This is a genomic window from Neolewinella sp., from assembly GCF_965214665.1.
Taxonomy (GTDB): domain Bacteria; phylum Bacteroidota; class Bacteroidia; order Chitinophagales; family Saprospiraceae; genus Neolewinella.
This window is the reverse complement of record NZ_OZ243970.1, coordinates 508135-522647: the sequence shown is the minus strand read 5'-3', so window position 1 is coordinate 522647 and position 14513 is coordinate 508135. Positions and strand designations below refer to the sequence as shown.

The window sequence follows — 14513 nt, the reverse complement described above, 5'->3', positions numbered from 1 at the left end:
TGAGCGCCCAAAGGTACAGCAAGGGGCGGCGCCGCAGGTGCTACCAGAGGTAAACGCGCTGCCGCCGGTAGTCGATCCCCACCGTGTACCGGCTCAGGAACGCTGAGCCTAGTACACCCGCCAACTGCACCCCCTGCGGCTGCTGGAGGTGGGCTACGCCCATCGCCACGAATTCTACCTCCCCCACCCCCGCCGTAACGGGCAGCCCACTGGGTAGCGGGGTGGCCACTACTGGACAGTCAGCAGGTGCCCCATCCAGCCCCTGTACGTTCATGCCGTTTGCCGTAACACGTGCCGCCACGGAACTGACCACCGCCCCGTCGAGCAGGTTCGCACCGGCCCCCGTATCGAGGGCGAAGTACCACTTCCTCCCGTTGAGTTCGAGCTGCACCACGGGTAGGTGATCCAACAGGAAGAATTTGAGTACCGCACGGGGCGCCCTGCCCCCATGGGTCGGCCGACGAACGGACCGCCGCAACTCAAAGATCTCCTGCCCGTAATCGATGCGCAGCTCTCCCCGGTTGAGCAAGTCATAGCCCACGAACCCGTCGATGCGCCGGTCCGTCCGCTCCTCAAAGGCGCTGAGATCGAGCCCGATGGCCCAGTAGTTTTCCACCCGCCGGCCGCCCATCTCGAAGCGGTCTACCCGGTGGTCGCTAAGCCGTACTTCCCCCCCGGCTCCCAGCCCGGTGTAGCTGCCGGCCACACTACCCTGCCCCCGGTCATTCATAATGAGGGAAGGTGCGCCGGTGTCCAGAATAAAGCGCCCGGGGCGCCCATCTACCAGGGCCTCAAAAAAGATCAGGTTGCGCTCGAAGGTGAACGACTGCGTGCTGGCCGCCACCCGGGCTGATTTGTTGGTGGGTGTGCCTGGCGCACCCTCGGAAGTCCGTAAGAAACCCACCGTACCCTGCCCCAGACTCATTCCCACACCGCATACCACCAGCGCCAGCATGGCAAAAAAACGGGCCAGTATGTAGTGCTGAGTTAACATTGGGCTAAGCTAGGTCACCACAAGTTAACTATTTATTTACATATAGTTAACATTGGATGTGATTTTAACCCGTGGTTCACCTCCTTTGTTGTGTGTAGGCCCATCCTACCGCAGCCAGAAACTGCACTGTACTATTCTTACCCCCTTTAGCCCTTTACCCCCTGTACCCTACCTTTACACCCCGTAACCACCAAATATGACCAAGTATGTTTTCGTTACGGGCGGAGTGACCAGCTCACTCGGTAAGGGCATCATTGCTGCCTCCCTGGCCAAATTGCTCCAGAGCCGTGGCCTCTCCGTGACCATCCAGAAGTTCGATCCCTACCTCAACGTGGACCCCGGTACGCTCAACCCCTACGAGCACGGGGAATGCTACGTGACCGACGATGGTGCCGAGACCGACCTCGACTTGGGGCACTACGAGCGCTTCCTGAACACTCCGACCAGTCAGGCCAATAATGTGACTACGGGACGGATCTACCAGACCGTAATCGAAAAGGAACGCCGCGGCGACTATCTCGGTAAAACCGTGCAGGTGATCCCCCACGTGACCGACGAGATCAAGCGGCGCATTCAGTTACTGGGTAATTCCGGTGACTACGACATTATCATCACGGAGCTCGGCGGCACGGTCGGCGATATCGAGTCCTTACCCTACCTGGAGAGCCTACGGCAACTACGCTGGGAGCTCGGCACGGACAACTGCATCACCGTCCACCTTACCCTGATTCCCTACCTCGCCGCCGCCAAGGAGCTCAAAACCAAGCCCACCCAACACAGCGTCAAGGAGCTACTCCAGACTGGCATTCAGCCCGATATCCTGGTGGTACGCACCGAGCATCCGATCGATGATGCCATACGCCGTAAGCTAGCCCTGTTCTGCAACGTCGAAAAAAGCTGCATCGTCGAAGCCCTCGACGTCAAGACCATCTATGACGTCCCGCTACTCATGCTCAAGGAGGGGCTCGACGCTACGGTGATCAGTAAACTGCGCATCCCCGACCGCCGCAACCCTGACCTGCGGCGGTGGAAAGATTTCCTGGGCCGGCTCAAGAACAGTACCCACGAGGTCACCATCGGACTGGTCGGCAAGTACAACGAGCTACAGGATGCCTACAAATCGATCTACGAGGCTTTTATCCATGCCGGGGCCGTCAACGAGTGTCAGGTCAAGGTGGTACCCATCCACTCCGAGCAGTTGGAGGGTAATGCTCAGGAAGTGCACCAGTTTCTGGAGCGTTTCGACGGGATCCTCGTAGCTCCTGGCTTCGGCGAGCGGGGTATCGAGGGTAAGATCGAGGCCGTACGCTACGTCCGCGAGCAGGGCATTCCCTTCTTCGGTATCTGCCTGGGCATGCAGTGCGCCGTGGTCGAGTTCAGCCGCAACGTGGCCGGCATCGACGGGGCCACCTCCTCGGAGGTCGACGAGTTTTCCGACTTCGCCGTGATTGACCTCATGGACGAGCAGAAAAACATCGTCACCAAGGGGGGTACCATGCGCCTGGGGGCCTATGCCTGCGAGCTCGTCCCCGGTAGTTACACCGCCAGGGCCTACGGTACCACGACGATCAGCGAGCGCCACCGCCACCGCTACGAGTTCAACAACGCCTACCTGGAGCAGCTCCGTGAGGCCGGCCTCACCATCGCTGGTACTAACCCCGAAACCGGCCTCGTGGAGGTCATCGAGCTAAAGGACCACCCTTACTTCGTGGGCGTACAGTACCACCCTGAACTAAAGAGTACGGTGGAGTCGCCGCATCCGTTGTTCGTGAGCTTTGTGGCCGCCGCGATGCGCAAGAAGGTTAGATCGCCTTCGGCGAATTAGACGCCTAGCGGCTGGTTAGACGCTCCGCTGGTTAGACGCCTGCCGGCTGGTTAGACCGCCTAACCAGCGGAGCGTCTAACCAGCGGAGCGTCTACTACAAGCCGAAGGCTTGTTTAACCCGATCCACATAATCCAGTTTTTCCCAGGTAAAGGTCTCCACCGTCAGCGTCCGGCTTTCCCCCGAACCGTTGCGGAAGGTAAGCTCCTTGGTCTCCGGCTCGCGGCCCATGTGTCCGTAGGCAGCCGTGTCCAGGTAGATCGGGTTGCGTAGCTTCAGCCGCTGCTCGATACAGTAGGGCCGCATATCGAAGAGCTCGGCCACGCGCTCGGCGATTTCGGAATCGGCCAGGTCCACCCGGGCGCTGCCGTTGGTATTGACGTAGATATTGGTCGGATGGGCCACTCCGATGGCGTAGCTGACCTGCACCAGCACCTCGTCGGCCACGCCCGCCGCCACCAGGTTCTTGGCGATGTGGCGGGTGGCATAGGCCGCCGAACGGTCTACCTTGCTGGGGTCCTTGCCGCTGAAGGCGCCGCCGCCGTGGGCGCCCTTCCCACCGTAGGTGTCGACGATGATCTTGCGACCGGTCAGGCCGGTGTCGCCGTGCGGACCGCCAATGACGAATTTGCCGGTGGGATTGACGTGGTAGGTGATATCGTCCGTAAAGAGCCGGCGTAACTCGGGCTTGACTTGGTCGCGGACAGCGGGGATGACAAAGTCGATTACGTCCTGGCGGATGGTGGTGAGCATCAACTCGTCGGTACCGAAGTCATCGTGCTGGGTAGAGACTACGATACTATCGATGCGCACCGGACGGTGGTTATCATCGTATTCGATAGTGACCTGGGATTTTGCATCGGGGCGCAGGTAGGTCATGCGCTCACCGCGCCGGCGGATGGCGGCCAGTTCCTTCAGGATGCGGTGGCTTAGGTCGAGGGCCAGCGGCATGTAGTTGTCCGTCTCGTTGGTGGCGTAACCGAACATCATGCCCTGATCGCCGGCGCCCTGCTCCTCGGCGGTCTGCCGCTCCACGCCCTGATTTATATCGGGCGACTGCTCGTGGATGGCGGAAAGTACACCGCAGCTATTGGCCTCGAACATGTACTCCGATTTGGTGTACCCGATCTTGCGAATCACCTCTCGGGCCAGCGTCTGAACGTCGAGGTAGGTGCTTGACTTCACCTCGCCGGCCAGTACGACCTGACCGGTCGTGACCAGGGTTTCGCAGGCTACTTTCGAGGCGGGGTCGAAGGCCAGAAAATGATCGACTAGGGTATCACTAATTTGGTCGGACACCTTATCGGGGTGCCCCTCGGAGACGGACTCGGAGGTAAAGAGGTAGGGCATACGGTATGGGTTGTTCAGAAAGTGGCGCAAGGTAGGTATTCGGGAGTGAACCTGGGGGCTCAGGATCGCCTTAGGCAGAGTCACCAAAGTACCCCGCCCATGCCTACCTTCTACCCCTTCGACGGCGTCATTCAGCACTATGCCTGGGGCGGCTACACCTACCTCCCCCAGCTCCTCGACCAGTCCAACCCGCAGCATCAGCCCTGGGCCGAATTCTGGATGGGGGCCCACCCCAAGGGACCCGGACAGCTACGCGGCAGCGAGCATACCTTAGACGAGCTCATTGCCCGACAGCCGGAAACCTTACTCGGGGCCGAAGTAGCCAGGCGCTTCGATGATGATCTGCCGTTCCTGTTCAAGATTCTGGACGTGCGCGAGATGCTCAGCATCCAGGTGCACCCCACCAAGGAGGCCGCCGAAAAAGGCTTCGCCCGCGAGGAGCGCGAAGGCCCGGCCCGCGATGCCCCCGACCGCAACTACCGCGACGACAACCACAAACCAGAATTAGGAGTCGCCCTGACCGACTTTTACCTCCTACACGGCTTTCGCTCCGAATCTGAGATCAGGGAGACCCTAAGCACCACTCCGGGCTGGAACGCGCTACTCGATACCTTTGACACCGGGGGCACTAAAGCACTTTACGCCCGCGTAATGCGCGCCGGACAGCCCGAGATCGACCGCCTGTTACAGCCGCTGGTCGACCGCCTGGCCGGAGGTACCTATACCCGGGACGCACCCGCCTTTTGGGCCCAGCGTGCCGTGGAGCAGTATACCCAGGATGGTCACCACGACCGGGGCATGTTCTCCATCTACTGGTTCAACCTGGTACACCTTCAGCCCGGCGAGGGCATCTTCCAGGACGCCGGTATCCCCCACGCCTACCTCGAAGGCTGCTGTATCGAGCTGATGGCCAACAGCGATAACGTACTGCGTGGCGGCCTGACCCCCAAGCACATCGACGTGCCGGAGCTACTCGACAACACCCGCTTTGATCCGGTGCAGCCCAGTATTCTCCACCCGCAGGCGGCTAGCCCGGGCTGGCAGACCTATGCCACACCGGCCCCGGATTTCAAGCTCCTGCGGAGTACCCCCATGGCCGGCACCTCCCTTACCGTCGATACCCAATCGGGTGCATCGATCCTACTACTCCTCGACGGCCAGTTATCCGGCGACGGCGTGGCCCTTGCTACCGATGCCCGTACCACTTTTGTAGCAGCGGGGAATGAGCTGACCCTAAGCGCCGCCGAAGACAGCGTGGTTTTTCTGGCTACCGTCGGGGCATAAAGAAAGGCCCGCCGAGTCGGCGGGCCTCTGAGAAAAACGGATAAACTATCTACTCCGAGCTTCTGATGTCACCGCAATAGGGTGATATCACCGGTAAAAACCTGGCTCGTTCCATCGACAAAATCGACTTCTGCAGCCCAGATGTAGACACTACTTTCGAGGGGCTTACCCCCCAGGCGGCCATCCCAGCCGTTGTTGACCGAACCCGTGCCGCAATTCGTGCACTCGTACACGATGGCCCCGTTGCGGGACAGGATGCGCATGGAGCGGATTGCTGCCACGGTGTGATCCTTTACTTCGAGTCCGAAGGTTTCGTTGAACCCGTCGTTGTTAGGGCTGAATACGTTAGGCGCATAGATCCGGTCCTGGTAATCTTTCTCCACCCGTACGCGGATCGAATCGGTGGCCTCGCAGCCGTGCTCGTCGGTCAGGGCTACTTCGTAGAGCCCGTCGTTGATGGGCTGGGCCCGGGTGTAGGCGGCCGTAGGATTTTTGATCGAATCCCCCTCCCAGAGGATGTCCGTGATGTTGCGGGCCGGATACACGTTGACGCTCAGGTCGAGCATATCTCCTAGATCGACGATGGTGTCGGTATCCGTAGTTTGTATTTCCGCCTCGAAGCCGGGGAAGACGGACACAGTCATCGTGCTATCGATACTACAGCCATTGGCCGAGGTAGCCCGTAGAAGCATCTGGTAGTCCCCCACTTCGTAATATGGGTACTCCACTGGTGCATCCCCCGCGATTCCGTTGCCGTAGTCAAACCACCAGCCGGTCAGCGGTGCCCGTATCTCGGCTCCAAAGGGCGCGTTGCTACAGATCGTGCTCGGCATCGTGAAGTCCATATCCGCACCATCGTATTCGCCGATGGACACTTCCAGGCTATCCACTGCGCTACAGCCATTGTCACTGGTCGCCTCACAGTAGGCTATGTAATTGCCCACCTGCCGGTAGGCGTAAGTTGGGGTGTTGTCCTGGCTCACACCCTCCCCATCGCCGAAGCTCCAGTCAAGGCCGTAGGCGACCGGGTCACCGTTGGGAGTGAAGATCATGTCCTTATCCACACAGTTGGCCTCTACGGCCTGTACCGAAAAGGAGGCGTCCGGCGTGGGTCGTACCCGGATGGTGTGGCTAAAGCTGTCGATACCACACAGTCGAGCGACCATGCCTATAGTATAGGTAGTATCCTTGTTGATGTCGTAAGTATGGTTCAGGCGCTCCAACTCGTCGATGTATTGCGGCGTGGAGCCATCCCCCCAGTCGACGAAGGTCAGTGCCCCGGGGGTCGAGCTGTTGTACAGTACGACCTCGGTGGCCGAACACACGTCGTCGTAGTTGAGTCCGAAGGCCGCCTCGGTCGTGATTGGTAGCACGTAGATTGTATCTACCGCCGTCTCGTCCGGGCAGCTGATGTTGGAGCCGCGCAGCGTGATGGGGTAGCGCAGTACGTCCTCCTCCGTATTCCGTAAGATCATGAATTCGGGCAGCTCCGTACCCGCCCGGCCATCGGGGTAGGTAACCAGGTAGTCGTCCGCGTTGACGGAGGTATTGGACAGGAAGATCGTATCGTCCGAGCAGACGGTATTGTTATCGTTGAGAAAGTCAAACGACACGCGGAAGCGCAGCGGCAGTACCACGCCAAAGGTATCCTCGGTGGTGTAGCAGGCATTGGTCAGGCTTGCATCAACGCCCAGTACCTCCGGGGCCAGGGGGCGCAACAGATTAATGATGGGCTCGGTTTCCTGACTGGTTTCGAAGTTGGAAAACGACCAGTTGTAGGCCATGTTCTCGGGTTGCTCGCCTAGGGAGAAACCGATGAATAGTGAGTCACAGACGCTGCTATCCATCCGGGAGGTAAAGCTCATTACGGGCGGCAATTGCACCTCGAAGGTGCGCCGCGTGGTGTCCGTACACACTCCGTTCGGAAACGACACGACCTGCTGGAGCGTGTAGCTCCCGGCCCGCTCGATCTTGAACACTGCCTTTTCCCGATTGCAGGCCTTCTGCCCCGTCTCCAGCACCTCGTAGCAGAGCGTACGGGCCGAAGAGCGGTTCTCGATTTGGATTTCACTCAGTCCGGCATAGATCGGCGTATTCCCCCCGGCTCCGGGGCCGGCACAGGAATCCGTCACGATCTCGAAGGCCGCCCGGGGAAACTCCTGCACGGTAATGGTCAGGCTATCCTCCCCCCCGCAGAAGGTGCGGCTGAAGAAGCGAATCTTGTAGGACCCCACCCCTACCTTCTCGGAGTCGAAAACATTCCCGGCAACACCTTCCCCCCGGTAGTCCGCCGCTTGGATGGCGAAGAGGTCCACGGTTTCGCCCGCGCAGACCACAACGTCCGTACCCTCATAAAACTCCTGGGGAATGACGTGAAAGTTAAGGGGGTAAATGGCCCCGCAACTATCCACTACGGTTACCTCTACATCGCCCTCCACCAGGGCGGGATTGAAAATGTTATCTCCTACCCCAGGGCCGAAAATCTCGCGCACCTTGAAGTTGGGCTCAATGTAGTCCAGCAGTACAATGGGCTCCTCGGTCACGCAGACCGTGTCGACCTCCGAAATATCGATTTCGAGAGCCGAGCCGTCCCGTACGCGTACGTTAATGGGAATCTCGAACACCTCTCCACACACGTCGCTTCCCGTCGCGGTGAGCACGTACTCGCCCGGAGTTTCGAAGGTGATAGAGGGGCAGGTGGCCGTCACGTCGTCGAATCCTACTCCGGGCTTGTCGGCCGTCCATTCGATGTTATCCGGCGTCGGCAAGTACTGTAGGTTGTCGCACAGGTTCAGGGTGTACTCGGTACAGGTGACGATTTCTTCCTGCACCTCGATGGTCTGCCCCCGCAGCGTGGTGATTCGAATAGTATCCGCCACGTCCGAGCAGTAGGCATTCGCCACATTGACGATAATGGTGCGTACGCCGGCCCGGTTGTTGTTGATGTTGATCACCGGATTAGGCGCACTGGGATCGCTGAAGCTTACGTCGGACGAGGTGCTCGTCCAGCTGAAGCGGTCGGCGTACTTGTAGGTGCTATTGGTATAAATCTGAATGGTCGGATCACAGAGCATGGCCGTATCCAACGTGTAGTTTAGGTCGATGACCGGGGTAGGGAATATCTCAAAGGGTTTTTCGTAGATGTACTTGTCGCACCCCTTGAAGGTCGACACCTCCAGCTTGGCGACGTGCTTGCCCGGCCCGTCGAACTCAAACCCCTTCAGGAACTTGGTCACTTCCCCTTCCAGCTTTACCCCGTCCATGTACCACTGGTAAGTCTCCACCAGCTTTTCGCTGCACATCTTACCCTCGAAGTCTACCGTAAAGGGCTCCTCGATACAGGTTAGGTCACTGGTCTTAATGTCCACAATCGGGTTAGGCACCACCCGAAAATCGTACGAGCCCCGCTGGTTATCGCCCCGCTCGTCCACACAGTCGAGCCGGGTAATGTCCAGGGCGCTCTGGTATTCATAAAACAGGGCACCGGCCTTCGGGGGGATGGGATCTCCGGGAGGGGCCCCGCAGTCAAACAAGAATTTCTTAACTACCGAGGCCGTATTGGTTACCTGGGTATAGATCGTATCGCTACCATCGGGAAAAGTAACCCGGTACGTTCCCGGATCCCCGTTATTGTAGATTTTGAAGTTGATTGTCACGTTGCCCAAGCTGTCGGCACAAAAGGTGCTGGTAGGCGGGAGCAGGAAGGGCTCCTCGGACCCACACGGGGCCTGGGCGGAGAGCCACACGGTGGAAGTAGAAAAAATGAGTAGCGTAAAAAGCTTTAATCGAGACATCACACGGAGGTGTTTTCGCTCAATTAGGTCAGGGCCACATCAGGGGGCATCCCGCCACCGATAGGTCGCGGCAAGTGGGTCGCCCGGCACAGTACCGGCGCAGAACCCAAGGTTTTTTCTGAGAGACACTGGCACTAATTGACCAGGTAAAATACTTACTGGCGGCCCGCGGGCCGAAAACAACACAAATTCTCGGGTCCTCGACCCAAGTGACCATAGAACCGATTTGCCCCCCCGGCTTATTGCCGTACGCACCCAAACTTTAACACACGCAAGGGGGCGGGGCCGCGGGTGCAACCCATTCAGTACCGACTAAAGGCACGTACGATGCGCTCGGGTAACCTCCCCTCCTGGCTAGCCTGTAGGTAGTCTTGGTAGCTGCAGGCTACTAGTCGATTGCGTTCCTCGCCGCGGGGGTCGTCCGTGGGCACCTCTATCCACCAACGATTGCTCCGGCTGGAACGCCAGAAGGTTAGCCGCTGGGGAAGCTTAGCGTCTACAATGTACTCGACCATGCCGGTGGTAGCTACAGGAAAATCCCCCGCGCGCTGGCTCACGCCGTGCAGGAAGTACCACAGGAGTTGGGCACAGGCCGCCGCGGTCAACTCCCCGGCTGGTGTAAGTTCCTCGCTCACCTCCAGTCCATACAGCCCAAAGGACGACATGCGGTCGCTGTTACCGGCATAGTAGCACAGTTGACCGGCTTGCTGAAGGCTCAGTCCGGAGGGGTGGTAGCCAGCCTGCGCCGGTGCTTCGGCGTGCAACACCGAGCCGATATCGACCAGGGCTAGATCGGCATCGCGGATACAAGGTTCCAGGTCAGGCGCGTTCGCCCGGCTCTCCCCGAGGCTGTACCGCTCGAAATTCCGCTGGTAAAACAACTCGTCTAGGCGAGAGTCGATGAGGTGGCGCTGGGAGCCTGCGTGTGCCAGGTGGTAGCGCGGCGGCTCGGGGCGGTGAACGGCCGCGTCTAGCAGCTTATCGCTACCCGGGTCCGGGCTCAGGGGAATGTGCTGGTCGAGCTGGAAGATTCCAATCTGCCGGTGTAAACTACCAAAGGCGAGGTACTGCGCTCGGGCGGTAGCCTCCCCTGCTCCACCGAACAGCACGGGCAGAATACCGGCGGCGTGCAGCTCCCGCAGGAAGGGAATGGTGAACTCCGTAGTCCGTTTGCGCAGGTTACCGAGGTCAGCAACTTCCAATGGCCCGTGGTCCCAACTAAAGGCATATAAGTGACGGCGCACCGCATCGGCAGTGGGTGCGTGGGCACCGATCAAGCCGATTTGGGTGTGCGGGGAGGCCTGTGGGCGGAGGAAGGTACCTAGGGCGGGAAGCGCTAAGGAATCCGGAGATACGGAGGAAGGACTGAGCCAAGAAGTATACATACGTACGGCGGCCAAAGGTAGCACGGCCGGCCGCCTTATAAAAACTGCTTTGATTAGTAAACAACCCCTACATTTGGAGCTTCAATGAAAAATAAACCGTCTCGGGCCAAGCACCGGTCACTTTGTCGTCTCCGTTGCACCTGCCGTTGTGGCGCGCTCCCGGCGACTCGGCCACCCACTTAACCCACCATCAGATCATTAGTATATGCGCTTATTCTCCCTTTCCCTTCTGTGCCTTTGCCTTATGGGCGGTACCCTCCCCCTGCTCGCACAGGGTACTCCGGTACCCAGCGTGACCACCGATAGTACCACTACTATGGAAATGGACGGCCCGGTAGATCGCCGCAACCAACCCTCTATGTTGGAATTCGGTATCTCGCCCTACTACGCTTTCGTTGCCGGCGATGTCACCGCCAAGGGAGGCTACGGTGCGGGTATCCACCTGCGTAAGTCCCTCGATCACCTGTTCTCCGTACGCTTGGACGCGCTTTACGCACGCTCCAAGGGAGATAATGAAGCCGGCGACCTCACCGACGGCAACCGCCGCCACGATACCGACTGGTACAGCGGAACGGCCTACGGGGTCGTCACGCTCAACAACTTTAAGTATAAGGGCGACATCCGCGATTGGAACGTGCTGCTCATGGCCGGTGCTGGATTCAACTACTTCCAGAGCGAATTTCAGTGCACGGACGAGGTGCGTGGATTCACCAACTGTAACGGCACGAACCAACCCTTCGTAGAGGGTCGCAACGGGGAGGTCGACCTGGAATTTCAAACGCACGCTGCGTTCGGGTTCGCCGTCAACCGCCGCCTAAGTCCCCGTGTCAATATCGGTATTGAGTACCAGGCCCTGGTACCGCTGGGCAACCGTGCCGATCTGGTCGACGGCTATGACCCCCGCAACAGTAGTAGTGATTTCCGCGACGTGCAGAACGTAGCCGGTATTTCCCTTAACATCAATCTGGGCGATATAAGCAAGCGCAGCGAGCCCCGCTACTGGGTCAATGCCCTGACGCCCATCAAGGACGATATCGCCATTCTCAATCGCCGGGTCGACGATGCTACCCTCGACTCCGACGGTGATGGTATCGTCAACAGCGTAGACCAGGAGAACGACACCCCCGCCGGCGTGCCCGTCGACAGCCGTGGGCGTACCCTGGATAGCGACAAGGATGGCGTACCGGATTTCCGCGACCTAGAACCCTTCTTCCCCCCCCGGGAGGGCGAGGTAGTCGATGCCGATGGCGTAGTCACCAAGCGCATCGATGCGCCCCTAACCCAAAACGAAATTCAGGCACTGATCGACACCAGCATTGCCCGGGCCATCGCCGAGGGCAATATGGGTAACAACACCACGCGCATCAACACCGCCGGTGGCGCCATCTACCTGCCGATGATCTACTTTAACCTGAACTCTTCGGACATCAAGTACGAGGACTACGGCCAACTGGCCAGTATCTCGCGGGTGATGACTGCCAATCCCGGTATGACGCTCATCGTACGCGGCTACACCGACCGTACCGGTAATGCTCAGATCAATCAGCGCCTCAGCTACCAGCGCGCCCGTAACGTCATCGACCACCTGGTGGAAAACGGCGGCATCGAACGCGAACGCTTCATTCTCCAGTACCGCGGAGAAGAAGAGGCAATCGTACCTCTAGACCGCAGTCGGGTCAACCGCCGCGTCGAGTTCCTGACCGGTATGGGTGATGCTACCGAAGACGCTGCCCCCGAGGGCATGATGGAGGAAGACCGCAACTAGGCTACTGCTCCGCTAGAGCTTACCGATTTGCTAAAACGCCCCTCAGCCACCGGCTGGGGGGCGTTTTGGCATTACCTTTACTGCGTAATTCTCCGCATGCGGTACTTAATTCTCTCCTTTGCAATCTTCTGGTGTACGGCACCCGCGTCCGCGCAAGTTAAGGAGGATCTTTCCGGTACCTGGAGCGGGTTACTCCTGCAGAATGAGGGGGGCTTCGCCGATAAGTTCGAGCTCTACTTCGACCTGGAACAAATCGGACTGGCGGTAAAGGGCACGGCCTTCGTTAAATTAGGGGAGCTACAGGCGGAGATGAAACTGAGCGGCTACCAAACTCCCGCCGGTAGTTGGCGCATCACCGAAACGGAAATTTTGCGCAACAACAAAGCGGGGCTAGCTATCTCCTGGTGCATGAAGGAGTATGACCTACGGGTTGACTACCGCAAGGGGGAGCTGGTACTGACCGGACCGTGGTGGGGCAATAGCGAGTACGGCCCGTGTATTCCAGGCTCGATCACCCTCAAACGGCGGATCAAAGTAGCTTCCCTATTCCTCGGCGGCCAGCACGCCGTTGATGTCCAGCCGCATGGCTAGGTCCATCACCGTTACCACGCCCTCCACCGGAGCCTCTCGGTCCGGGGCAATAAGCATGCTGTAACCCGTGCCCGCCCGGCCCCGTAGCTGCCCCTCCAGCTCCACGGTGCTGATGCGGCGGTTGTTGAAAAACAAGCTCCCCTCGTTGTCGATACGGACTTCATCGAGCCGCCGAGTATCCGGACTGGCGGGAGTGTCGGCGCGGCCGGGAAGTTTCAGGTTCAGTGCATTGGGAGCTACGACGGTGGAGGTAAGCATGAAGAAGATCAGCAGCAGGAAGATGATATCCGTCAGCGACGACATATTGAATTCGGCACTGACCTTGGAGCGTTTCTGAAGGGCCATGAGGAGCTGAGTTATCCCTGCCGGGGCTGGGTGGCGATGATGGCCCGGGCCCGGCGCTGGGCGGCTAGATTCATGATGGGGGTGATGCGGCTGAAGGGCACGCCGGTCTCGGCTACGATGGTGACGGTGGCATCCGCCTGGTTGTTGGTCTGCTCCAGGGCATCGCCGAGGGCGGCCAGCACGGAGGCTTCGGAGACTTCGATGTTGTTGACGCGCAGCGCGCCCGATTCCTCTAGTTCGACGACGATATTCGTGGGCGCTACGGTCTGGCTGTCCGACTGCGGCAGGTCAAAGGGCCGAATCTGCACGAAGTTGGACGTGAGCATAAAGAAGATGAGCAGCAGGAAGATGATGTCCGTCAGCGACGACATATTGAACTGCGCGTTCGCTCGATTCGATCGTTTAAGGCCCATGTGTCTGGGATTTTGCGGTTTAGCCAGGCTCCTGGAGTAGATCCATAAATTCAGTGGTAGAGCGTTCCATTTTGTAGACGACGCGCTCTACCTGAGCGACCAGCAGGTTATAGCCTACGAAGGCCAGAATACCGATGAACAGCCCGGCTGCCGTAGTAAGCAGAGCCGAGTAAATGCCACCGGCCAGCACGTCGGGAGTAATGTTCTGGGCGTTCGACATCTCGTAAAAAGCATTGATCATGCCGGTCACGGTGCCGAAAAAGCCGATCATTGGGGCGGCACCGGCGATGCTGGCCAGGGTACTTAGTCCCTTTTCCAGGCGGAAGACCTCCAGGTTGCCAACATTTTCCACAGCCGCATCGATGTCGCGTAGCGGCCGTCCAATACGCTGTAGACCTTTGTCCACCATGCGGGCCACGGGACTATCGGTAGTGGTGCACAGGGCGCGGGCGTTGGCCATATTGCCGGTAGAGATTTCGCGGCGGATGCGCTCCATGAAGCCCTCGTCGTCGGAGCCAGCGGCCTTGATGGTGATGTAGCGCTCGCTAAAGATGTACACGGCGATCACGAACAGGACGAGCAGAATGCCGACAATGATCATGGTCAGGGTGCCGGATTCCAGTAGGACGTCGAGCAGACTTTCATTGGCTACGGGGGCGGCGGAGAGCGAATCCAGGCCGGCGGTGCCCTGCGCCTGCAGAAGAAGAGGAAAAGCGTCGGATAGCATCAAGCGGTGTTTAGCGGGTGGGTAACGTGATCCGGGGGGTGG

Annotated in this window: 11 protein-coding genes; 4 read left to right on the top strand and 7 right to left on the bottom strand. The window is 59.3% G+C overall.

Annotation, left to right across the window (positions count from 1 at the left end):
- Window positions 1–40 precede the first annotated feature (40 nt).
- Window positions 41–994, bottom strand: coding sequence for a retropepsin-like aspartic protease (locus ACOOHD_RS02570; protein WP_420460001.1), 954 nt, complete (start codon window positions 992–994; stop codon window positions 41–43).
- 196 nt (window positions 995–1190) lie between these two features.
- Between ACOOHD_RS02570 and ACOOHD_RS02565 the strand changes: the two genes are divergently transcribed.
- Window positions 1191–2819 carry a CTP synthase gene (locus ACOOHD_RS02565; RefSeq protein ID WP_420460000.1) on the top strand — a complete coding sequence of 543 codons (1629 nt, stop codon included), beginning with the start codon at window positions 1191–1193 and terminating at the stop codon, window positions 2817–2819.
- 94 nt (window positions 2820–2913) lie between these two features.
- Here ACOOHD_RS02565 and metK read toward each other — a convergent pair whose 3' ends face one another.
- Complete coding sequence (gene metK / locus ACOOHD_RS02560) at window positions 2914–4167, bottom strand: methionine adenosyltransferase (RefSeq protein WP_420459999.1); 1254 nt, start codon at window positions 4165–4167, stop codon at window positions 2914–2916.
- 99 nt (window positions 4168–4266) lie between these two features.
- On the opposite strand from metK, the gene manA reads away from it, so the two are divergent.
- Window positions 4267–5451: a mannose-6-phosphate isomerase, class I gene (gene manA / locus ACOOHD_RS02555; protein WP_420459998.1), complete on the top strand. Its 1185-nt coding sequence runs from the start codon at window positions 4267–4269 to the stop codon at window positions 5449–5451.
- A gap of 68 nt (window positions 5452–5519) precedes the next feature.
- On the opposite strand, the gene ACOOHD_RS02550 is transcribed toward manA, so the two are convergent.
- Window positions 5520–9245, bottom strand: coding sequence for a PKD domain-containing protein (locus ACOOHD_RS02550; RefSeq protein WP_420459997.1), 3726 nt, complete (start codon window positions 9243–9245; stop codon window positions 5520–5522).
- Window positions 9246–9547: 302 nt separating this feature from the next.
- Window positions 9548–10630 (bottom strand): hypothetical protein, encoded by a 1083-nt coding sequence (locus ACOOHD_RS02545; protein WP_420459996.1) that lies wholly within the window; start codon window positions 10628–10630, stop codon window positions 9548–9550.
- Between the two features lie 244 nt (window positions 10631–10874).
- Here ACOOHD_RS02545 and ACOOHD_RS02540 point away from each other — a divergent pair, with 244 nt between their 5' ends.
- Both ACOOHD_RS02540 and ACOOHD_RS02535 read left to right on the top strand, forming a co-directional pair.
- Window positions 10875–12395 (top strand): OmpA family protein, encoded by a 1521-nt coding sequence (locus ACOOHD_RS02540; protein ID WP_420459995.1) that lies wholly within the window; start codon window positions 10875–10877, stop codon window positions 12393–12395.
- Between the two features lie 96 nt (window positions 12396–12491).
- Window positions 12492–12986, top strand: coding sequence for a hypothetical protein (locus ACOOHD_RS02535; RefSeq protein WP_420459994.1), 495 nt, complete (start codon window positions 12492–12494; stop codon window positions 12984–12986).
- Here ACOOHD_RS02535 and ACOOHD_RS02530 read toward each other — a convergent pair.
- From ACOOHD_RS02530 to ACOOHD_RS02520, 3 genes are read right to left on the bottom strand one after another with little or no spacing between them, the layout of a single operon-like run.
- The gene (locus ACOOHD_RS02530) at window positions 12939–13331 is read right to left on the bottom strand and encodes an ExbD/TolR family protein (RefSeq protein WP_420459993.1); all 393 of its coding nucleotides are present in this window, start codon (window positions 13329–13331) and stop codon (window positions 12939–12941) included. The genes ACOOHD_RS02535 and ACOOHD_RS02530 overlap by 48 nt on opposite strands.
- 11 nt (window positions 13332–13342) lie before the next feature.
- On the bottom strand, window positions 13343–13744 hold the full coding sequence (locus tag ACOOHD_RS02525; RefSeq protein ID WP_420459992.1) for an ExbD/TolR family protein: 402 nt from the start codon (window positions 13742–13744) through the stop codon (window positions 13343–13345).
- A 19-nt stretch (window positions 13745–13763) separates the two neighbouring features.
- Window positions 13764–14471 carry a MotA/TolQ/ExbB proton channel family protein gene (locus tag ACOOHD_RS02520; protein ID WP_420459991.1) on the bottom strand — a complete coding sequence of 236 codons (708 nt, stop codon included), beginning with the start codon at window positions 14469–14471 and terminating at the stop codon, window positions 13764–13766.
- Between the last annotated feature and the right edge of the window lie 42 nt (window positions 14472–14513).

What these genes read in the sequence shown, in the direction of transcription:
- ACOOHD_RS02570 (WP_420460001.1), bottom strand. Translation starts at nt 994, where the DNA reads ATGTTAACTCAGCACTACATACTGGCCCGTTTTTTTGCCATGCTGGCG.
- ACOOHD_RS02565 (WP_420460000.1), top strand. Translation starts at nt 1,191, where the DNA reads ATGACCAAGTATGTTTTCGTTACGGGCGGAGTGACCAGCTCACTCGGT.
- metK (WP_420459999.1), bottom strand. Translation starts at nt 4,167, where the DNA reads ATGCCCTACCTCTTTACCTCCGAGTCCGTCTCCGAGGGGCACCCCGAT.
- manA (WP_420459998.1), top strand. Translation starts at nt 4,267, where the DNA reads ATGCCTACCTTCTACCCCTTCGACGGCGTCATTCAGCACTATGCCTGG.
- ACOOHD_RS02550 (WP_420459997.1), bottom strand. Translation starts at nt 9,245, where the DNA reads ATGTCTCGATTAAAGCTTTTTACGCTACTCATTTTTTCTACTTCCACC.
- ACOOHD_RS02545 (WP_420459996.1), bottom strand. Translation starts at nt 10,630, where the DNA reads ATGTATACTTCTTGGCTCAGTCCTTCCTCCGTATCTCCGGATTCCTTA.
- ACOOHD_RS02540 (WP_420459995.1), top strand. Translation starts at nt 10,875, where the DNA reads ATGGGCGGTACCCTCCCCCTGCTCGCACAGGGTACTCCGGTACCCAGC.
- ACOOHD_RS02535 (WP_420459994.1), top strand. Translation starts at nt 12,492, where the DNA reads ATGCGGTACTTAATTCTCTCCTTTGCAATCTTCTGGTGTACGGCACCC.
- ACOOHD_RS02530 (WP_420459993.1), bottom strand. Translation starts at nt 13,331, where the DNA reads ATGGCCCTTCAGAAACGCTCCAAGGTCAGTGCCGAATTCAATATGTCG.
- ACOOHD_RS02525 (WP_420459992.1), bottom strand. Translation starts at nt 13,744, where the DNA reads ATGGGCCTTAAACGATCGAATCGAGCGAACGCGCAGTTCAATATGTCG.
- ACOOHD_RS02520 (WP_420459991.1), bottom strand. Translation starts at nt 14,471, where the DNA reads ATGCTATCCGACGCTTTTCCTCTTCTTCTGCAGGCGCAGGGCACCGCC.